We start from the raw sequence: 21,383 nt of genomic DNA on the forward strand, positions 1-21,383 counted from the left end.
TTCTACACCTTTTTTTCCAAAGTTGACATATTGAAATCGTAAAAAAAAGTGGGATTTCGATCGACTTTTTAATTAAAAATAGACAATGGGTCATATTTTTTCTTCCAATCTCAATAGCCAAAAGATGGTCCCTCATATGATTTCGATATGGATCCAATCCGATTGTCATATTGCTGATAAGAAATGCTATGTGCAGGTTGATATTGTATACAGTATTTTGAAAACTTTGAAAATTTGAAAACGGGATTTTTCTGTTTTGCTTTTTCGGGAGCTATGATATACTGAATATGATTGGCTTTTATTCTAATATTTATCACTTAAGAAAGGAATTTTACGCATATGCGCCTTAGAAATATCAGAGGATCAAAAGATGTGATTGCTTCCTGTCCGTTCGTTGTGCAGGAGCCGGAGAGCTGCCGGGGACGGTGGGCTGAAATTTTTGGAAATGAAAATCCGATTCATATTGAGGTCGGTATGGGAAAGGGCCGCTTTTTGATGGATATGGCGGTTCTGCATCCGGAAATCAACTACGTCGGCATTGAAATGTACGACAGCGTGCTGCTCCGCGCAGTACAGAAACGGGAAAAACTGGAGACGGAAATCAAAAACCTGTTCTTTATCCGCATGGATGCACGCCAGCTTCCGGAAGTGTTTGCTGAGGGCGAGGTAGACCGCATTTACCTCAACTTCTCCGATCCGTGGCCGAAGGACCGCCATGCGAAGCGGAGACTGACGTCACATGAGTTTCTTGCACGGTACGAGAAGATTTTAAAGAAGGACGGAACACTGGAATTCAAAACCGATAATAAAGATCTGTTTGACTTCTCTCTTGAAGAGATGAAAAATGCAGAGGGATGGGAACTCACTGCATTCACATACGATCTGCACCACGATGTGGTTCTCTCAGAAGGAAATGTAATGACGGAATATGAGGAGAAGTTTTCCTCAATCGGAAACCCGATCTGTAAGATGGAGGCACGGTTTCTGTAAAAAACATTTCTGCATGTAAGGGGGATTTGAAAACGAAAAGAAAAGTTCTGGCGGCACCAGTGCGACAGTGGCCATGGTAACGAAAGATGCGGACGGCACCTGGAACGAGGATCTTTGTACAAGCAGCTATGTCGGATACGGCGGTGTAAGCGAAACTACCGAATGGAACCGCAAAACACCGCGCGGACAGTTCAGCTTTACGTATGCCTTCGGCATTCTCCCTAATCCCGGAACGGAACTTTCCTATACCCAGGTGGATGATACGTATTACTGGGTCGATGATGTAAATTCCAGATACTACAATCAGTTCGTCACGACGAAGACAACGCCGAAAGCCTGGAATTTCCCGGCGGATGCATTTCTGTTCCGGAAGACCAGATGATCACGATTCTGAAAAATGTTCAGCCGGGCTGCCAGATTATTATTGATTCGGCGAGCGAGCTGAAGAACTATTGACATTTTTTACTTGGAATGCAAAACCGACAGTGAAAAGATCTATTTTTTTAAGATCTCTCCGCTGTCGTTTTTTTGTGCGTAAAACAAGAAAAACACCGTCCCCGCAGCTCTCAGGTCTGCAAAAACAGTGCTTTCGATGCGCCTTCAGGGACTCGAACCCTGGACAAATAGATTAAGAGTCTACTGCTCTACCAACTGAGCTAAAGGCGCTTACTTTTGTTTTTCTGTGTTTCATTGGATGATCCACTCGCTGAACACAAATAAGATTATAAAGGATTCTGCCGAAAAAAGCAACCTTTTTTTCACTGTTTCTTTACTTTTGTTAAAAACAGCGAAAACAGGTCTTATAATTCTATTAAATTTCACAATTTTTTCGTATATTTCCGTTTGTTTCGACGACGGCTCCAATGGCAGCCGAACCTACTTCCGTTTCTTGTCTTTCTTTTTCAAAAGCTTCTCCAGCTCCTGCATGGATTTCTGGATTTTATAAAGACAGCCGCTGCCGGCATATTTATTCTGATAGCAGAAATCCTGGAGTTTCTGCTGAAAGAAACCTGATTTTCTGATCAAACTTCTTCTCCGCTTTCCGGCGTACCGGACACGGGCACCGGAAAAGTTCTTTTTCTTCTATATTATACAGGGAATGTCAACATTGACCAGAAAATAGCTTGTTTTAGCCATTGTTTTCCCATTTTCTTTCCGCTATAATACAGCAAAAACTACTATTTATACTTTGGGGGAATTTTTATGAAAACACGAATGAATTTCAAGGATGAGTTTTACCAGAAATTAAAGCTCCTCGTCCTCCCGATTGCGATTCAGAACTTTATGCTGGCTCTCGTCAGCGCGACGGACGCAATCATGCTGGGATGGATTGACCAGACCTCGCTGTCGGCGGTTTCGCTGGCCGGGCAGGTGCAGTTTGTTTTGAGCCTTTTTATCTCAGGCATCGCGGCGGGCGCCGGTATTATGGCAGCGCAGTACTGGGGGAAACGGGATGCTGCTTCGATCGAAAAAGTGATTCCGATCGCACTTCGCACCAACCTGCTGTTCTCCGGCCTGTTTACCATCCTTGCCGGTTTCTGTCCCGAAATGCTGATGCGCATCTTTACAAATGATGCGGCCCTGGTTGCAAGCGGAAGCCAGTATTTACGCGCTGTTGCACTCTCCTACGTACTCTGCGGTATTTCGCAGGTCTATCTGATCCTGCTGAAAAACACCGGTCATGCAGCAGTCAGCTCCCGCATCAGTTCCACTGCGGTTGTACTGAACATCATTTTAAATGCCATCCTCATCTACGGTCTTTGCGGTGCTCCGGCACTTGGGATCCGCGGAGCAGCTTATGCAACGGTAGCTGCCCGCGTTGTGGAACTGATCTGGGCTTATCTCGAGACAAAGAAACCGGAGCGTGTACGGATTCTCTGGAACCGCCTCTTCTCTTCCGCAGGGAAAATACTTTCAGAAGACTTCTGGCGCTACACGCTTCCCGTGCTTGCGGCCTCCCTCGTCTGGGGAATTGCCTACGTTCTGTACTCCGTTATCATGGGACATATGGGAAGCGATGCCGTTGCGGCAAACTCCATCACCTCGATTGCCAAGAGCCTTCTCTCCTGCCTGATCCGCGGTGTGAGCGGTGGTGCCGGGGTTCTGATCGGAAATCTGCTCGGTGCAGATGAACTCGAGAAAGCACGCGAATACGGCGGCCGCCTGACGCATCTTGCAATTGCCATCGGCGTTGTGACCGGCGGTCTTCTGATGTTGATCTCTCCTGCAATCGTCCACTTCGCTCCGCTTACCGATACCGCGGCAGAATATCTGCAGTACATGCTTCTCTTCTGCGGTCTGAACTTGATGGCACAGTCGGTCAACACCACCGTTCTCGACGGCATCTTCTGTGCCGGCGGCGATGCAAAATTCGATATGCAGGGAAATATCGGCGCGATGTGGTGCTTTTCCGTACCGCTTGGCTTCCTCGCCGCGTTCTGGCTGAAGCTGCCGGTCATGGTTGTCTACTGTATCGTAAACCTCGATGAGATCGTGAAACTGCCTGCGGTTTATCTTCATTATAAAAAATACGTCTGGGTACGCAACATCACCCGCGATATCGAAGAATAATTACCGAACTATAAAATCCCCTGCGGAAAATCCAAACCGAATGGATTTCCCGCAGGGGATTTCGTTCTTTTATCGTATTACAAATATCGCAATGATTTTACATCGATTTTCTTTCCGCAATTTCTGCCATCTTCGCCTCGTTCAGACGGGTGTCGCCATGGACACGGCTGTAGGAAAGATAGCCGTTCATACGGTCAATCTTCGTCAGGTTCTTGGAACCGCAGACCGGGCAGACATCCATGTCGAGTTCCTGGTGGCCGCAGTCATCGCAGTAAGCCAGGGACAGGTTGACGCCCTCGTAGTAGCCGAGCTCCATTGCACGCTCGATCAGGGTCTTGATCGCACCTTTGTTGTAGCCGACCGGGTAGCGCACATACTGGATTTTTCCGCCGTTGCAGAGCTCCCAGAAACGTCCCTCGAGATCCTGTTTCTGGATCGGGGTGATGTCCTCGGTTACGTGGCAGTGGAAACTGTTGCTCACATACGGGCGGTCCGAAACGTTGCGGACGATGCCGTACTGTTTGCGGAACTGCTCTATCTGCAGGCCGCACAGGGATTCTGCCGGTGTGCCGTAGATCGCATAGAGGATGCCGTCCTCTTTCTTAAACTCGGCAACCTTGTCGTTGATATATTTCAGCGTGTCGAGTGCGAACTGTCCGTCCTCAACAAGAGATTTTCCGTTGTACAGCTCCTGCAGCTCGTTCAGCGCCGTGATACCGAACGATGCGGTCATCGGCTTTAACAGCGGGCGGATCTTGTCGGACGGTTTTAAGTGGCCGCCGTAGAAACCTCCCTCGCAGTAAGCCAGCGGGTTCGTGGATGCACGCATCTCGCCGAGGTAATCGTAGGTCCGTTTGTGCAGATCGCGGATCATCTCGAGGTAGAAGTCGAGCACTTCATGGAAATCGCGGTTCTCGGAACGGGATTTTGCCAGGATCATCGGAAGATGAAGGGAAACGGCTCCGATGTTGAAACGTCCGACAAAGACCGGTTTGTCGTTCTCATCTGCCGGCTCCATGCCTCCGCGCTCGTACCACGGGCTAAGGAAAGCACGGCATCCCATCGGGCTGATGACTCTCTTGTATTTCTTGTACATCTCGGCGATGTAGCCCTCGCCGCTCATCGACAGCCAGTCCGGATACATGGTTTTAGAGGAACAGTCAAGTCCTGCCTCAAAGACATCTTCTGCGATGCCGCCCTCTCCGTGAATTGCCTTGTCATATAAGAAGACAATTTTCGGGAAGAGCACCGGCTTTTTGTGGCCCTTCTTGCCCTGTCCGTTTTTGTGGACCTCGAGAAGGGAGATGGAAATCATCTTCTCGAACATGCTCGTTCCAAGGCCGAGGGTCACGGTAACGAACGGATAATCACCGCGGGAAGATCCAACAGTGTTCAGTTTATACTCAATTCCCTGCCATCCCTGATCGCACTCTCTTCTTACTTTGTCGATCGCATACTCGATGGCTTTCTCCTGTGCACCCTCCCAGGATGCGTCGGTATATTTCAGGAACTCTTTTACGTAGTAATCATAGCTCTTCTGTGCGTACGGAGCAAGGATCTTGTCCACCTCCGGCACGGTAAAGCCGCCGTACTGCTGTGCAGCGGTGCTGAGGACGATATCGCCCATGACATCAAATGCGGTGTCGAGTGTCTTCGGCTCGTTGTACCAGACATTTCCCATCTCGAAACCGCCTTTTAAAACGTTTCCGACATCGAACAGACAGCAGTTCATGGTATCGAGACGTGCGGACTGGTCGTGGATGTAGATGTAACCGTCCTTACAGGCCTGCAGCTCGTTGCGGTTCATGAAGAACTTGCGGTACAGCTCTTTGTTCAGCTCGTTGAAAATCAGGCTTCGCTTCGTTGCAACGAGGGCGCTGTCGGTGTTGGCATTGCTCTTGTCGCCGATGTAGCGGATGGACTGGCTCTTCGTGTAGACCTCGTCCATCATATGGATAAAATCAGTTTTGTAATTGCGGTAATCGCGGTAGCTTTTTGCCACAGCCGGGTTTACTTTTTCGAGTGCTCCCTCCACGATATTGTGCATATCGCTGATCGGAATTTCGGTCTTTCCAAGGGAATATACGTGCTCGGTTGCGAACTTACAGATAAAGTCAATCTCCTGCTGTGAGAAGGTATACAGGATTCTCTGTGCGGATTTATTTACGGCACGGACGATCTTCTGCGCGTCGAATTCTTCTTTGGTGCCGTCCTTTTTGATAATATAAACCATTGTGGTGTCCTCCAATTCAAACACTATATCTTGTGTGTCCCCCACCCTTTTCTTGTAGCGGGCACCACATATTGTAGCATGTTTCTTTTGAAAAGAAAAGGCATTTCCTGTAAGTTTTTATTTTCAGAATATTGCATACTGCTCTTTCGTGCAGACAGAAATCTGCATTTTTCAAATTCGTTCTGCAAGCGTTCCTTCAAAAACGGTCTCGGCCGGGCCGGTCAGAAGGACCTTATTTTTCGTCCGGTCCCATGTAACGAAAAGCCTGCCGCCGCGCAGTTCTACGGCAGTTTCTCCCTCCGAAACACAGCCGGAAAGCATCGCCGCGACGGCTGCCGCACACGCTCCCGTTCCGCAGGACAGCGTTTCACCGCTCCCACGTTCCCAGACTCTCATTTTTATTGTGTGTTGATCTAAAGTCTGGATAAACTCTGTATTGATACGGTCCGGGAAGCAGGAAAGGTGTTCAAAAGCGGAACCGGTCTTTGCAATGGATATTTTTTCCACATCTTCCACCGGAATCACCGCATGCGGATTTCCCATCGAAAGGCAGGTCATCGTATAATTTTCCCCGCACACGGTAATTTTATGCTCCAGCACATATTCCCCCAGAGAAACAACGGGGATCTGTGCGGCGCGGAATTCCGGCGTTCCCATCTCCACTGTCACCTGACAGATCTTATTCGGATTCTCCCCCGTCTGCAGATGAATCACACGGTTTCCGCTGCCGGTTTCGATAGTCAGCGTCGTTTTTCTCGTCAGCCCATGCTCGTACACGTATTTTCCCACACAGCGGATGCCGTTGCCGCACATCGCGCCCTTCGAGCCGTCGGCGTTGTACATTTCCATCGAAAAATCTGCTGTTTTGGATGCCCCGATCAGAATCAGCCCGTCCGCGCCGATGCCGAAATGGCGGTCACTTACCGCTTTTGCCAGCCGTCCCGGACTCTCCACCCGCTCCTCCATGGCATTTACATAGATATAATCATTTCCGCAGCCCTGCATTTTTGTAAAACGCATACACAGCCTCCTCCCAGACTTCTGCCCTTTCCAGTTCCTTACTAAATATGTATTCCGTACCGCGCTTTTGAAAAACCATTTTTCTCAAATCCGCTTCAGACATTGGAAAACGAAGCGGAATGTGATAGAATAGGGGGAACTGATATCGTTACTTACATGAAGTAACTCTCAAATATTTTTAACCATTTATTATGAGGAGGTTTTGATGAAAAAATACCGTTGGGTTTTAACAGCAGTATTTGCCGCTTTCCTCGTGGGAACGAGCGGCTGCGGAAAGAAAACAGAAACGATTCCGATCACAACCATCAGTCAGAGTACCGACGATGACGACCCCAAAGACAATCTGGCGGCCTCCGGCGATTCCGATGAGATTCCGGAATACGATGTGGATCTCTCGAAGAACCTGAACAGTTTTCAGCTTGCCATCTGGGGCGATACATACGAAGTTCCGGAATCCTACGCGGATTTTACAGCGCTTGGCTGGGTCTACAGCGGCGACGACACAAAGGAAATCCAGCCGGAATCCTTCTCAGAGGGCGAAAGCTTTGAAAAGGACGGAAACCAGATTACCGTCGATATTGCCAATCCGGACACCACGGCAAAGCCAGTGGCGGAATGCCTGATCGGAGGCATTCACATCGATACCTCGACCGCTGAGGGTCAGAATATCTATGTCGGCCTGCCGAACGGCGTCACCCTGCAGCAGTCGCTGATGGAGGATGTGGAAAGCATCTACGGTGCGCCAAAGGACCGTTATGAGGCCGATACCTCTGTGCAGTTCACGTATGAATACGGGCTGTACCAGACGATCACGCTCGGCTTCGATAACGAAACGGGAATTCTGTATTCCCTCGATATGCAGAACTTTACGACCACGGCTGATGCAGAAGCGCTCGATGGTGTCAGCGATGCCACAACACCGGAAGTGGAGGCCTACCAGGCACCGGAAGCCGACAGCAGTAAAATCAACGACTGGACCGTCCGCTTTGACGATGTACTCTATCATCTTCCCGTTCCGGTCAGTGAACTTCTGGACCACGACTGGACCGTCAATACGAAAGAGTCCGATACGGCCGTTTTAAACGGAAAATACGGCTACGTCACGCTGGAAAAGGGCGGTCAGAAGCTTTACTGCACCGTACATAATTACGGCGCGGAGGCGACGACAGTACGCAACTGTTTTGTTACTTCGCTGTACGGCGATCTCGATACGACAAAGATTCCGATTTCAATCACAAACGGCATCACGCTCGGCACTTCCGAGAGCGATTTTCTGGCGAAGGCAGGGGATGCCAAATCAGAAAAAACGGAAAAAGAGGATAGTAACCTGACACTCTACACATTCTATAGTGATGACGAAAAGCTGGACTACACTGAAATCGGCATCGACAACGATCTGAAGCTGGTACGCAGCATCAAGGTGGTTCACAACCAGCCGGAAGCGCCGGAAGAAGAAGCCAAAAAAACTTCCGCGGAAGATTCATCTTCCGTTTCCGACAGTCAGGAACCGTCCGAAACACCGGCTCCGTAACGATACTTTCAGAAAAATGGCTGCATGGCAGCTTACTACAGACGAAAACGAGGATTTTTATGGAAAACTTATACGACGTTATCATCATCGGCTCCGGCCCGGCGGGTCTTTCTGCCGCGATTTATGCGAAACGCGCAAAGCTCTCCTCTCTTACGATTGAGGCAAACTTTGCAAGCGGCGGCCAGGTGCTGAATACCTATGAAGTAGACAACTATCCCGGCCTTCCGGGCATCAGCGGCATGGATCTCGGAAGCACGCTGCGCGCACACGCTGAAAAAATGGGCGCGGAATTTTCCCGTGAGCGTGTGAAGGAGCTTGTTCTTGACGAAGAGATCAAGATTGTCCGCACGAGAAAAAATGAGTATCATGCCAAAACGGTCATTCTTGCAACCGGTGCGGAGCACCGCGCGTTAAATGTACCTGGTGAAAAGGAGCTCTCCGGCATGGGCGTCTCTTACTGTGCAACGTGTGACGGCGCATTTTTCAAAGACAAAACCGTTGCCGTTATCGGCGGCGGCGATGTCGCCGTGGAGGATGCGATTTTCCTTGCCAGAACGTGCAAAAAGGTTTACGTGATCCACCGCCGCGATGAACTGCGGGCAGCCGGTGTTCTCCAGGATGCACTGCTGGCACTGCCGAATGTGGAAATGGTGTGGGATACGGTTGTGGATTCCATCGAAGGAAACGAGATGGTGTCCGGCGTGAAGGTAACGAACAAAAAGGCAGGGGAAGCCGGTGTGATCACGGTAGACGGCGTGTTTATTGCCGTCGGCATCGTTCCGGTCTCCGCACTGATCGCAGGCATCGTAGAAACCGATGAGGCTGGCTACATCAAAGCCGGCGAAGACGGTGTGACGAGCGTGCCGGGCGTGTTCGCCGCAGGCGATGTCCGCACGAAGCAGCTCCGTCAGATCATCACTGCAGCCGCCGACGGCGCGAACTGTGTGACTTCGGTAGAGAAATATCTGATCAGCCACTGATGGCTTCTTTCGAATAGAATACGGCAAAAGCAGGCATTCTTCGTATTGTACGGAGAACTGCCTGCTTTTTTCTGTTTTTCCGTAGTTTCTGAAATCTGAAAAACCTTTCATGTCAGTCGTGTAAAACTTTAAAACCTCTTTTTGTCGAAATTGCACAAAGAAACCGGTTTTTTCCCACACGGGCCAATTTTATAAACATCCCGTCCACAAGTTATCCACATAGTTAACCACCGAAAACATGCCTAAAAACAAGTTATACACCGAGTTATCCACATTATCCACGAAAAACGGTGTGGAAAGCATGTGTTTAAATCTTGCGAAATCAGAACGCGTGTTTTGGTCATAACAGAGAAAACCGTTATTTCGCCAAAAGATTTTATAAAGCACTTGACTTTTTAAGTGTCAATCTCTGTTGGTTTTTGACTTGAATTGTGTGAATTTTTCGTACAATTTAATATTACATTTTTCGTGTTCTTTTGCTGTTTTTACAATGGCTGCAAAAAGAAAATCTCCTGTTCGGAAAACGATTGTTTCGTTCCCAGACAGGAGATTTTGATTGGATTTTTCTTTGTTTTACTCTGCCAGCTTTCCAAGCCGCTTTGCTTCTGCCCTCAGCTCTTCGATCCGGCGGTTGCACATGCCCACCGGGACGCCGGTGTCGATGACACGTTCACAGCTCTTCATCAGCTCGCAGGCGCGGGCAAATGCCTCGTCGCTGATCTCCTGGAACGGTGCTTCGGTTACCGTCTCCATCGCCAGAATGCGGGCGAGCTGGTAATCGATATCGTTCGTATACAGGACGCCTGCCGCAAACGGGACATTTTCCTTCTGCAGTTTCCGGAACACCGGGATTCCCGTTCCGCCGCCTGCGAGGACAAAGACGCGCGGTGTTCCCTCCGGCCGCGGCAGCTCGATGCTTCCGAAGCACGGGTCAAACGAACCATTGTCAATCTCGTATAGTTCGCGGATGATATCCTCGCGGAAAATTGTCTCCGGTGCGCCGAAATGGGAAATAGCATCGCCCTTGACGCAGATGATCTTATCTGAAATTTTCTGTGCCAGATCGATCTCATGCAGCGACATGATGACGGTGATGCCCTTCTCCTTTGCCATGCGGCGCAGAATCGCGAGCAGTTCCAGCTTGTGGCGGATATCGAGGAAAGAAGTTGGCTCGTCGAGGATGATGACCTCCGGCTCCTGACAGATCGCACGCGCAAGAAGCACTCTCTGGCGCTGGCCGTCGCTGATGGCGTTGAAATCGCGGCCGCCGAGCTCTTCGGCATGAACGGCGCGCATCGCCTTCTCGACCTTCTCCTCATCCTCGCGGGTCAGCATGCCGAGTCGTCCGGTGTACGGATAGCGGCCCGTTGCCACAATATCGTGGCAGGTCATCAGCTCCGGCTTCATGCGCTCCGTCAGCACAACGGCCATCTTCGTGGACAACTCGCGGAACGAAAGCTCATGCAGGTTTTTCCCGTCAAACTCCACATTTCCGCCGACCAGCTTTAACTGGCGGGTGATGCTTTTCAGAATCGTTGATTTACCGGAACCGTTCGGTCCGATCAGCGTAACGATCTCGCCTTTTTCGATGCCGATGCAGATATCTTTGATCAGCGGCTTCTTATCATAGCCGACCGTCAGGTGGTCCAGATGAAAATAATATTCATTCATATTCTCTTACCCCCTTTTCCGGCGCAGCATCATGAAAATGACGACCGGCGCACCAAAGATCGATGTGACCGTACTGATGGACAGCTCCAGCGGTGCAAACGCCATACGCGCGATCAGGTCGCACATCATACAGAAGACGGCTCCGCCGAGGAACGTTCCCGGGATTACGACGAGCGGACGCGATGTGCCGAGGCTCTGTTTAACGAGGAACGGGACGGCAATGCCGACAAACGAAATCGGACCGGCAAATGCGGTGACGCATGCGGAGAGAATACTCGAAAGCAGAATCAGCGCGATGCGGAATACTTTGATGTTGACACCCATGCTCTGCGCATACGCCTCACCGAGCTGATATGCACCGATCGGTTTTGCCATCAGGAACGTGATGACAAAGGTGATGCCGATCACAGCCGCAGAGATCGCTACGTTGCTCCAGCTCATGCCGGAGAAGCTTCCCTGTGACCAGCCGTGGAGGTTGACGATATCGGAATCCTCCGCGAAGGTGACAACAAAATCCGTGACCGCCGAGCAGATGTAACCGATCATAATACCGCCGACGAGAAGTCCTGCCATATTTTTGATCCGCCGGGACATCAGCAGAATGAAGCTGACGGAGAGAAGGGATCCTAAGAATGCTGCAACAATCATCGTGTAAGATGTGATATTGCGCGCCCGCTCCAGATAAAAGATCATGGTCAGCGCCACGACCATTTTGGCTCCCGAGGAAATTCCAAGAACAAACGGACCGGCAATCGGGTTTTCAAAGAAAGTCTGTAAAAGGAAGCCCGACAGGGACAGAGCACCGCCCAGGATTGCCGCCATCAGAATACGCGGAAGGCGGATTTTCCAGATAATATTGTACGCTTTCCCCTCTCCGGTCCGCCGCAGCAGAATCCGGAAAATTTCCGGAATCGAAATATTTACGTTTCCGGAATTGATATTCAGCACGGTGATGGCGGCGAACGCCAGAATCAGCACCAGGAACACAGCGGCATACCGCGAACGGCGCCGGAAGTTTTCCATATGGAAACTGTTCTCTTTTCCTGTCATATTTTTTTTCTCTGACATACGTTCCTCCATCAGGATAATTTTCTTAAGAATACCATCTGATCCGGATCGCCGCCCGTTACCAGAAGGTTAATGTCGTTGGTAAACTGTGCAATTTTATCGGTTGCCTGATACATGGATTTCTCGGTTGTCCAGACGTTGCCCTCTTTGACTGCTTTGTAATCGGCAAACATGGAATCCTTTGCCAGCAGGTCGTCCAGGGTTTTGACGGTGGAATCGATGCTTGCGTTGTAGATCAGGTAGTCCGCATCTTCGGCCGTATCGTAGAACTGCTCCATCGTGATCGGCACGGATGTTTTTCCGCTGTCGTCCTGGAGATCACGGAAGGCGTTGCGCGCACCGCCAAGCTCGATCATGTTGGAAATGTAGTCCTCCGGGTTCCGCACAACGGCAGCTCCGCTCGTATTAATATAGAAGAAAGCGACCGTTTTTTCGGTATTCTGGAAATCCTTCAGATTTTCCACAACACTTGCCTGATTTGCAAAGAAGTCGGCCGCCTCCTCCTCTTTGTCCAGCATGGCACCGTAGAGTTTGATCCATTCGGTTCTGCCAAGAGGCTGGGATTCGTAGCTGGAACGGTCGATGAAGACCGGAATATCGAGCATCTCGATCATCTCCTGTACCTTCGGGGAATGGAGGATCATCGTGGATTCAATGGCCAGATCACAGTTCTCACTGACCAGAAGTTCGTAATCCGGCTCACTGTATTTTCCGGCGAAGATCATCGTTCCGGCATTCATCGCGTCAACGGCATCCTGTACGTACCAGTTGTCTGCGGTTTCACCGGAGAGACGAATCGTATCGAGGGAGTCGATGGCATCGAACAGCGCCATCGGAGAGGTTGCTGCCATGTAGATGCGTTCCAGCGGCTGATGGATTACAATTACGTCGGAATCGAGGTCATCCGGCGCCTCTTTTCCGTCCGGGACGAGCAGATACTGCGCGCCGTCTTTGACATCGATCAGTTTATAGCCGTCTGTGCAGTAGTATACGTTAAAGCACTCCGCGTAATTCAGGACCATCTTGCTCTCGATGGTGATTCCGGTGATGTCCGGTGCGTCGCTGACATCGTCTGTCGTTGCGAAACCATCCGCGGATGCGGTATCACTCCCGGAGGTGCTGCTCGCAGCAGTGGCTTCGGAGGTGCTTTCACTTTCAGCCGTACTTTCCGAGACGGATGTGCTCTCCGTCTGGCTTTCGGAAACGTCTGCTGCGGATGCTGTGGATGTGCTGCTCTCAGAAACTGCCGAAGTGCCCGACGCGGACGATGTGCTGCTTCCCGTTGATGCGGTGCTGCCGCAGGCCGTCAGTGACATCGCTGCTGCAAGAAAAAGTGCGGCCCATTTTTTCAGCTTTCTTTCGTTTTTTCCTGTCATTTGATATTCCTTTCTGAAAGAAAAAGCCGCTGCCATACGGCAGCAGCCCTTTCTCATTTTTTGCTGCAAATTATTGTACTTATTTATTCTCTTCTGCCTTTACCATCTGCTGGAACAGCTCGTTTGCCTGATCCTCGCATCCGAAGATCACGCCGTAGACTTTCAGCCACTCTGCTTTCGCAAGATCGGTCTTCTCGTCTGCGGAACGGTCAACCAGCATCGGAATGGTCAGGGTTGCCAGACGCTCTGCGGTGTCGGACAGACGCTCATTTTCCTCTTTCAGAAGTTCTTCCGTAGTCTTGTCTTCGTCTGCTTTCTCATCCGTTGTCTTATCGTCTTTATCGTCCTTCTGATCCTCAGCTTTGGTATCTGCGGTCTCGTCGGCTGCATCAGCATCTTCCTCATCTTTTGCATTTCCCGGAAGGAACTCAGACGGAAGAATTGCAAAATCGATTTCGTCTTTTACCAGAGCTTTGTAGTCCAGATCATCGAATGCTCCGTCGAAGGAGATTTTTTTGTCTTCCATTGCTTTTGCAATGTTTTCGATCTGGCAGTCTTTCTGCTCCATGCCGACTGCTTTGATGCTCTCTGCTGCGTCTAACTGCTCATCGAGAAGTTTCAGGGCATCCTCAGATGCTACGTATGTTTTCTCAACCGGAAGCTGGATCACGATCATATCTTTGTCCAGTCCTGCCGGAATCTCAACATCTTTCGGAACGATCAGATATTTGACAACATTGCCTTCGTACAGCTCTTTTGTCTTTTCGGTCAGATCTTTCGCTTTCTCAGTGCTGGTCTTTTTGGAATCGGATGCTGCTGCCGCTTCTTCCTCGTCGGTTGCTGCTGCGGTATCCTCCGCTGCTGCGGTATCGGTATCTTCTGCTTTCTTGTCGTCCTCGTTCTGTTTCTCCGGATCACGCTCGGTATCTTTTGTCATATCGATCTCCAGCAGGGTGATGCCTTCGTCGTAATGATACATCTTGAAGTACTCTGCGTAAGCAAGTTTTGTCTCTGCTTTGTATTCCAGTCCCATGATCTCTGGAGCGGTGGTATCCAACTTGGAGTTATCGGTGCTGATCGTGGAGATTGTTCCGTCTGCTTTTACAAATCCTGTGCTGGAAGAAGTGCTGCCGCCCTTCTTTGCTGCTGCCAAGGAGATGAAGATGTTGTAGGAAATCTCATGGGCAACGGACATTCTGGTGGTCATACCGATGATGGTATTGTTCTTGTTCAGCTCAACCGGAATGGTGAAGATGCTGCTTCCGCCGCTGACATTTGCCATGTATTTATTTCCGTTTGCTTTTACATATCCGTAGTACGGACTGCTGAATGCGATCGTTGCATAAGCCTGTCCGTTCGTTACAGTAATCTTGCTGCAGGAGATGGTTACCTTTCCGGATCCGCCGGAGAAGGAGAATCCGTCTGGTGTGTAAACGCCGTCTGCCAGTGTGGTTGCACTGTCTACTTTGGATGTGCCGCCGCTTAAGTCAGACTCATATTTGGATTCCTGCTCCGGTTTGGTATCGGCCGGTTTCTGGGTCGGTGCCGGAGTCGGGGTGCTGGTGGGTTTTACAACCGGTGTCTCAGATGGAGATACGGTTGGGGTATTGGTCGGAACGAGGGTTGGTTTCGGAGTATCGCCCTTGTTGTCATCCGACGGAAGGTCTCCGGTCTTTTTCAGGCTGGAAGATGCAATCGTGATGGCTCTGTCGTACCATTTGCCGCTCTTTACTGCATGAGCTGCTACAGCAAATTCCTGATCAAGTGCCTCTACCGGGATTTCAAACTGCATTCCGGTTTTGGTTTCACCGTCTAAGGTGTAGTCCACTTTTCCGGTGGAAGCGATCCATGCGCCGCTCTCTGCTGCCGCATCTTTTCCGGTTCCCATATACAGATAATCATAGCCGCTTCCGCTTAAGGTGATAACTGCTGTCATTTTTCCGTTTTTCGCGGTCAGTTTTACGCCGACTACCTTGAACATTGCTGCATTAGTTGTTGCCTCTGCACTGTAAATACCATCTGCTACTTTATTGGTCTCATCTGCCGGAAGATCTGCGGTCTTTTTCAGACTGGAAGATGCAATAGTAATGGTTCTTGCATACCATTTATCCCGTTTTGCAGAATGGGAAGAAACAACAAGTGCCTGATCGAGTGCTGCTACCGGAATATCATACTGCATTCCTGTTTTCGTCTCGCCGTCTGCTGTTGTGTAATCAACGGTGCCGACGCCTGCAATCCATGCACTCTTGTCTGTGGCAGCTGCCTCTTCCGGTGTTCCCATGTACAGATAATCGTAGGCAACACCACTTAACGTGATGCGTGCTTTCATGTCGCCGTCTTTTACGGTCAGCTCTACGCCGACTACTTTGAACATAGCTGCGCCGGTCTCCGCGGTTCCGCTGTAGATACCGTTTTCTACTTTCGCCGGTTCCGGAGTTGGAGTTGCGGTTGGAACCGGAGTCTCACTCGGAGTCGGGGTTGCAGTCGGGACCGGAGTCTCGGTCGGCTCCGGTATCGGAGTTACTTCCGGTGTTTTGCTTCCCGGAACTGCAAGATAAAGCTGCTGTTTGGTGTACCAGGTTCCGTCTTTCTTTCCAAGAACGATCGGAACGGTTGTGCCGGCTTTGTCCGCATCTACTTCAAATGTAAAGGAATAACCGCCGTTTGCTTCCTGCATTCCCTGGATAGCCGGTGTTTTTGCAAGGTCATCGTTCTTTCCAAGATACAGTTTATCAAATGATACGTTGTTTGTTTTCAGTGTAAGAACGAGTTTATCGCCCTTGTTGATCATTGTTGCCTCGGAGATGACGAACATTTTGAATACGCTGCCGTCCTCTTTGGTAACCGGTGCTTCTACACTGGCTGGCTTATTCGAGGAATCCTCACCTGGATTTTCGCTTGGAGTCTCGGTTGGTTCCGGTGTTACCGTCGGGATTGCATCGGTGCTGTGGATCGTAACGGTTTTATCAGCCCATGTTTTTTTCTTGGCTGAGCGAACGGCAACATCCATCTGTTTGTCAAGCTCTTCCACCGGAATTTCAAAACGATATCCGGTCTTTTCTGCACCAGTCTTCGTATCCGTATAGGTTTCGCTTCCTGTCGGAGCAATCCAGCTCTTTTCATCTGCTGCGGCAGCTTCTGCTGCTGTTCCCGTATACAGGTAATCATAGCCGGTTCCACTCAGCAGAATGGATGCTTTCAGTTTTCCATCTTTTACGATGAGTCTGGAAGAAATCACACGGAACATGCTTCCGGTTGCTTCTGCAGAAGTCTCATACTCACCATCTGCCGGTTTTGCTGCTTCCGCTGCTTTTGTTTCTTTCTCCTCGGCTGTATTGGATGCCTCATTTCTGGTTGTTTCTTTTACTTCCGTTTTCGGCTGTTCTGCCGCCGGACTGGTATTCTCTTTTACAGCATCTTTGGTTTCTTCTTTTGCCGGTGTTTCTTTTTCAGCATCTTGGGAAGTCTCATCTGCTGCTTCCGGCTCTTTTTCTGTGGTATCGGCAGTCTCTTCACCGTCTTTTGCAGTGTCCTCTGCAGTATCTTCCGAAGCATCCTCATCTGCGGATGGTGTCTCGGTCTCGTCAGATCCTGCCGGTGTCTGATCCTCTGCAGGCGCGGCCGGTGTTTCCGTCGGCTCTTCTGCCGGAGTCTCTGCAGTGCTTTCACTGCTCTCGGTTTCTGCCGGTGTTGTTTCCGGTTCTGCCGTCTCTGCTGTTTCTTCGCTCTGCGGCGCTTCCTCTGCGGCTGCGCTGCTTTCTGTCTGTGCTGCTTTTTCCTGCGTATCTGCTAATACGCTGGCAGTCGGGCTCATGATCATGGACGCCGACAGCAGCAGTGCCAGAAATTTGCTTGAATTTCCTTTCATAACTTCTCCTTTTCTTCGGATCTCCTTCGCGCATCTGCTCCGGATTCCGTCTGACTTTTTCAGGCAGCTGGGCGGTGCCTGTCCCCGTCAATGATGTCTCCCTGCAAGTAATCTTGTTTTTGAGGACACATTTTTTCTGCGAAAAGACAAACAGACATCTGCTTTTTCTGCAAAAGAGTTTCTCCACCGGAGCTCTTTTTCGGACGCATGGCGACAAAAAAGCAGATGTCCGATTTTACTTCGTACATCTTTCCATGAATATATGCTTTCATCGGAAGCGATTCACTAACCTTTCCAGCAGGTTTCCTGACTCGCAGATCTTCACGGCAGCCGCGCCTTCTCATGCGTTTCGCACAATGGCATTTCTGCAGCTAACACTCCCTGCTTACAGTGACCGGATCGCTCAGGATTTCCACCTGATTCTCTTTTACCTTCGCGGATTCTTTTTCAAATCCGTTCTGCACTGAAAAGTCCCTTATTTCATTCGTTACTGATTATAGCAAAGCCGTTTTGGAAAGTCAAATGAAAGGCCACGGAAAAAGCGCATAAAATCAGCATTTTTTACATACTTTATGATAACTGTCCGCACCGGAGCCTATTCTATGAAACCAGCTTCTCTGCACCGCCGCATCCTGTTCCCTCTGCTTCTGTGCGGCGGACTTCTTTTCGCCCTGCTGTTCTGGTATTTTTCCCCGTTCTTTTCCCCTGGTGAGAACCGCCGGTTTTCCGCGTATGTGGAGGAACGGTTCCACTCCGAGGTAACCTCTTCTGCCATCACGCTCCACTATACCCTCGCTGATCCGGCTTCCCGCGGAATTGCCCCCGGCACCGCCTCGTTCGGCACGGTTTCCATCCCTGACCGCACCTCGTATGATGCCCTGCTGCAGAGTGTGGAAACAACGCTCACATCCTTTCATCGCAACCGCCTCTCCGCGGAAAATCAGATCACGCTCGATCTTCTGCTCTACGAGCTGGACTGCGAGAAAATGCCGGGCAGCACCAGCCTTCTTGCGGAACCGCTCGGTCCGTCGCTCGGGATTCAGGCACAGCTTCCCATTCTGCTCGCAGAATACCCGTTCCGCACACAGCAGGATATCGCCGATTACCTCCATCTTCTGCAGGATCTCCCGCGCTATTTCTCCGACCTCATCGCACTCGAGCAGGAAAAATCCCGGCAGGGCGTGTTTCAGAATGACCTTGCGGTCGATGGCATTATCCGCCAGTGCAGTGCTTTTCTCGCCGACGCGGATACACCGGAAATCCATCTGCTCCACACCGTTTTTCAAAATAAACTGCAGGCGTCTTCACTGTTTTCTGAGGCGGAAAGGAATCTCTGTCTGCAGACGCATGAAAAACTCCTTACCTCCTGTGTTTTTCCCGCCTACCGCTCTCTTTCCGATGCGCTTTCTTCACTCCGCGGCAAAGGAACACAGAACGCCGGTGGTCTTTCACGGCAGGAAGGCGGACTTTCCTACTATGCGTATCTTCTCCGCAGCCGCGTCGGTGTTGATGCTTCACCGGAGGAGCTGACCCGCCTTTTAACACAGCAGCTTGCGGACCAGTGTGCCGAAATGCAGATCATTCTCGATCAGAATCCGTCGCTCTCCCTCTCCGAGCAGGCGCTCGTGCTGCCGTTCTCCACGCCGGAGGAAATGCTTGCCGATCTGCAGAATGCCGTTTCTGAAGATTTTCCCGTTCTTTCGGGTATCGCATACGAAGTAAAGACCGTGGATGACTCCCTCAAGGATTTTTTAAGCCCCGCCTTTTATCTCACACCGCCCGCCGATATCAATTCACCCAACTCCATTTACCTGAATCCCGCGGATGAGATGACCGGCATCGAACTGTATTCCACACTTGCCCACGAGGGCTTTCCCGGCCATCTGTACCAGACCGTCTCGTTCTCGCGCTCCGACCCGCTTCTGATCCGCCATCTCTACGCGCCGTCGGGTTATGTGGAAGGATGGGCAACCTACGTTGAATCATATGCCTGCCGCTACGCCGCACGTAATCTCGATGCAAACACGCAGGCACTCTGCCGTCTCTGGTATCTGAACCGCTCGGTGCATCTTACCCTCTGCTCGCTGCTGGATCTCGGAATCCACAGCCAGGGATGGCTCCTCTCGGATGCGTCAGCCTTTCTGGCGCAGTTCGGCATCACGGATGCGTCGGCCGCTGCCTCTTTATATCAGTATATTCTCGAGACACCGGCGAACTATCTGAAATACTGTGTCGGATCGCTCTCGTTTTCGCAGCTCCTCTCGGAAGTGCGGGAACAGGAAGGTGACTCATTCTCATTGATCGGTTTCCATGAAAAACTGCTCCGTCTCGGGCCTCTGCCGTTTCCGCTCGTAGAAAAATATCTGTAAACGGTTCGCCCTGCTGAAAAAAAGATCCCACAGACTTTCTTCTATAAATAATAGAAAGTTCTGTGAGATCTTTTTCATTTTCAAAATTCTTTAACCTAAATTGTAAAGAGATGGATCTGTCGGCCGCTGCGGATCAATAACAGAGGCAGAATCAAACAGATCGCTTGTTCTGTCCTCGCCGCCTCCGTAGAGGTTCTGGTACAGACGGTATCCATCCAGGTTTCTTCGTCCCATACGCAGGTAATTGTCTCTTACCTGAACAAAATACTGGGAGGAATCTACGTTGCAGTAGATGTTGAAGCCCTGGCTCTTTAAGTAAGCAAACTTCTCATTGTCCATCGTGTAATCGTGCCAGTCGGAAAGATCCTGTCCATGTGCAAAGATGATGATATCGCTTCCGCCGATGAGCGGTGCAACATACGTCAGCCATTTCTCGGTATCCGCCTGGATCGTCTCGATCGGTTTGTCGCCGACACGGATATGGCCCCAGGTATGGCTTGCGAATGTCCAGCCGTCTGCTTTGATCGCATCGGCTACTTTTTTCGCCTCCTCGCACTCTTTATCCCAGTCGAAATCCGGGTGTGCATCAAGCCATGCTACCTGATCATCCGTCAGATCTTCTCTCGTCTTGTAATCACCGTCGGTGCGGTATCCGAGGATTCCATCGTAGCCGGTCAGTGCTACGGTTCCGCGCGCATTGTGGTATACGGCATCCGGATGCGCTTCGATAAACTGATCCATCAGCGGGATACAGTCGTAAGCACCGGTCACAACAGTTCCGTCATCCTGAATATATTCGCAGGTCGGTTTTCCGTCGTCGCCGACTACCATCTTACTGGCAATACCGCGTCCGTCGTAAGAGTGGTAATAGGAAAGGTCATCCAGAGAAAGAACGAATGCTTTCTTGCCCTCCGGCAGGTAAATGTCCCCTTCCTCGTAATGAACGGTTCCGTCATCATCTACGGTCTTTTTCACGAGATCGTTGATCGAAACCATGACATATCCTCTGTCGTACATCTGCTGGGTAATCGCGTTGAACTCATCCACGGTGGTCATCCACTGGCAGAAGCCTGCGGTCTGTGCGTTGTCCTGATAGAACGCTTTCTGCGGATCGACTACAAGAGAATGATAGAAAATGTGGGTTACTTCGTTGACGTTGACGCGCACACAGGCATCTCTCGTGCTGGTGTACTCTGCTACTTTTGTGATGATATCCGCGTCGGTCGCTGCGCCCTCTACGCTCTGGAGCTTTTCAATGGCTCCATCGTAATCGTATGTCTGCGCAAGTGCATCGGCTTCCGCCATAATCTGTGCTTTCGTTGTCGGCGCTTCAGCACTTCCCGTGCTGTCCGACGATACGGAACCGTCCACCTCTGCTGTTTTCTGATCCTCTTTTTCCTGTGCTTTCTGCTGGATTTTTTCTGTTCCTCCGGCCAAAGCCCATATTCCAATGCCGAAGATGACAAGCAGAACACATAGAATTCCTGTTTTGATCATCAGCGCACGCTTCCGCTTTCTTCTTCGGAGCTCCTTTTTACTGATGTTTTTTTTCTCACTCATTTTTCCTTCCTCCCAAAACAGCTTTTGCTTTTCTGGCAAATATTACAGTTTTACCGGACTGACAGAAATTCAGCCCGGACTCTGCTCTTTCTATTTTAGCTCAAAATACCGGTTCTGTCGAGTAGGTTTCCGGCAGGTTAAGAGAA

The 21,383-nt window shown here is 50.4% G+C and carries 14 protein-coding genes, 1 tRNA gene and 1 riboswitch; of the genes, 6 read left to right on the forward strand and 9 right to left on the reverse strand.

Translation table 11 applies throughout. The features are described 5' to 3' along the window. The first annotated feature begins 339 nt into the window (after window positions 1-339). Entirely contained in the window at window positions 340-990 is a 651-nt protein-coding gene (trmB, locus tag DWZ44_RS14930; RefSeq protein WP_117801545.1) for a tRNA (guanosine(46)-N7)-methyltransferase TrmB, read from the forward strand. Window positions 991-1,063: 73 nt separating this feature from the next. Continuing rightward, complete coding sequence (locus tag DWZ44_RS14935; RefSeq protein ID WP_117805220.1) at window positions 1,064-1,372, forward strand: hypothetical protein; 309 nt, start codon at window positions 1,064-1,066, stop codon at window positions 1,370-1,372. Between the two features lie 211 nt (window positions 1,373-1,583). Here DWZ44_RS14935 and DWZ44_RS14940 read toward each other — a convergent pair. Further along, window positions 1,584-1,656, reverse strand: a tRNA-Lys gene (locus DWZ44_RS14940). Between the two features lie 210 nt (window positions 1,657-1,866). Further along, entirely contained in the window at window positions 1,867-2,016 is a 150-nt protein-coding gene (locus tag DWZ44_RS18275) for a hypothetical protein (RefSeq protein ID WP_158565933.1), read from the reverse strand. 177 nt (window positions 2,017-2,193) lie between these two features. On the opposite strand from DWZ44_RS18275, the gene DWZ44_RS14945 reads away from it, so the two are divergent. Continuing rightward, window positions 2,194-3,561: an MATE family efflux transporter gene (locus DWZ44_RS14945; RefSeq protein ID WP_117805221.1), complete on the forward strand. Its 1,368-nt coding sequence runs from the start codon at window positions 2,194-2,196 to the stop codon at window positions 3,559-3,561. Window positions 3,562-3,658: 97 nt separating this feature from the next. Here DWZ44_RS14945 and nrdD read toward each other — a convergent pair whose 3' ends face one another. Further along, window positions 3,659-5,794 (reverse strand): anaerobic ribonucleoside-triphosphate reductase, encoded by a 2,136-nt coding sequence (gene nrdD / locus DWZ44_RS14950; protein WP_022461695.1) that lies wholly within the window; start codon window positions 5,792-5,794, stop codon window positions 3,659-3,661. 171 nt (window positions 5,795-5,965) lie between these two features. Continuing rightward, window positions 5,966-6,814, reverse strand: a complete 849-nt coding sequence (dapF, locus tag DWZ44_RS14955) for a diaminopimelate epimerase (protein ID WP_117805222.1) — start codon at window positions 6,812-6,814, stop codon at window positions 5,966-5,968. A 205-nt stretch (window positions 6,815-7,019) separates the two neighbouring features. Between dapF and DWZ44_RS14960 the strand changes: the two genes are divergently transcribed. Together DWZ44_RS14960 and trxB are read left to right on the forward strand one after the other, a co-directional pair. Continuing rightward, on the forward strand, window positions 7,020-8,345 hold the full coding sequence (locus tag DWZ44_RS14960; RefSeq protein WP_117801548.1) for a hypothetical protein: 1,326 nt from the start codon (window positions 7,020-7,022) through the stop codon (window positions 8,343-8,345). A gap of 59 nt (window positions 8,346-8,404) precedes the next feature. Then, window positions 8,405-9,325 (forward strand): thioredoxin-disulfide reductase, encoded by a 921-nt coding sequence (gene trxB, locus DWZ44_RS14965; RefSeq protein ID WP_117510103.1) that lies wholly within the window; start codon window positions 8,405-8,407, stop codon window positions 9,323-9,325. 573 nt (window positions 9,326-9,898) lie between these two features. On the opposite strand, the gene DWZ44_RS14970 is transcribed toward trxB, so the two are convergent. From DWZ44_RS14970 to DWZ44_RS14985, 4 genes are all read right to left on the reverse strand, one after another. Further along, a complete protein-coding gene (locus DWZ44_RS14970; protein ID WP_055220215.1) occupies window positions 9,899-10,996 on the reverse strand; it encodes an ABC transporter ATP-binding protein in 1,098 nt (365 codons plus the stop codon). 6 nt (window positions 10,997-11,002) lie between these two features. Then, window positions 11,003-12,064 carry a FecCD family ABC transporter permease gene (locus DWZ44_RS14975; RefSeq protein ID WP_243001844.1) on the reverse strand — a complete coding sequence of 354 codons (1,062 nt, stop codon included), beginning with the start codon at window positions 12,062-12,064 and terminating at the stop codon, window positions 11,003-11,005. 11 nt (window positions 12,065-12,075) lie between these two features. Continuing rightward, window positions 12,076-13,440: an ABC transporter substrate-binding protein gene (locus tag DWZ44_RS14980; protein ID WP_243002113.1), complete on the reverse strand. Its 1,365-nt coding sequence runs from the start codon at window positions 13,438-13,440 to the stop codon at window positions 12,076-12,078. Between the two features lie 79 nt (window positions 13,441-13,519). Beyond that, window positions 13,520-17,308: a hypothetical protein gene (locus tag DWZ44_RS14985; RefSeq protein ID WP_117805223.1), complete on the reverse strand. Its 3,789-nt coding sequence runs from the start codon at window positions 17,306-17,308 to the stop codon at window positions 13,520-13,522. Between the two features lie 279 nt (window positions 17,309-17,587). Further along, window positions 17,588-17,791, reverse strand: a riboswitch (cobalamin riboswitch). Window positions 17,792-17,910: 119 nt separating this feature from the next. Here DWZ44_RS14985 and DWZ44_RS14990 point away from each other — a divergent pair. Then, window positions 17,911-19,677 (forward strand): DUF885 domain-containing protein, encoded by a 1,767-nt coding sequence (locus DWZ44_RS14990; RefSeq protein WP_158555014.1) that lies wholly within the window; start codon window positions 17,911-17,913, stop codon window positions 19,675-19,677. Window positions 19,678-19,767: 90 nt separating this feature from the next. Here the strand turns inward: DWZ44_RS14990 and DWZ44_RS14995 are convergent, their stop codons facing one another. Further along, window positions 19,768-21,237, reverse strand: coding sequence for a hypothetical protein (locus DWZ44_RS14995; protein ID WP_022461704.1), 1,470 nt, complete (start codon window positions 21,235-21,237; stop codon window positions 19,768-19,770). Window positions 21,238-21,383: the final 146 nt, after the last annotated feature.

The organism is Blautia sp. AF32-4BH, assembly GCF_003460565.1.
Taxonomy (GTDB): Bacteria; Bacillota; Clostridia; order Lachnospirales; family Lachnospiraceae; genus Fusicatenibacter; species Fusicatenibacter saccharivorans.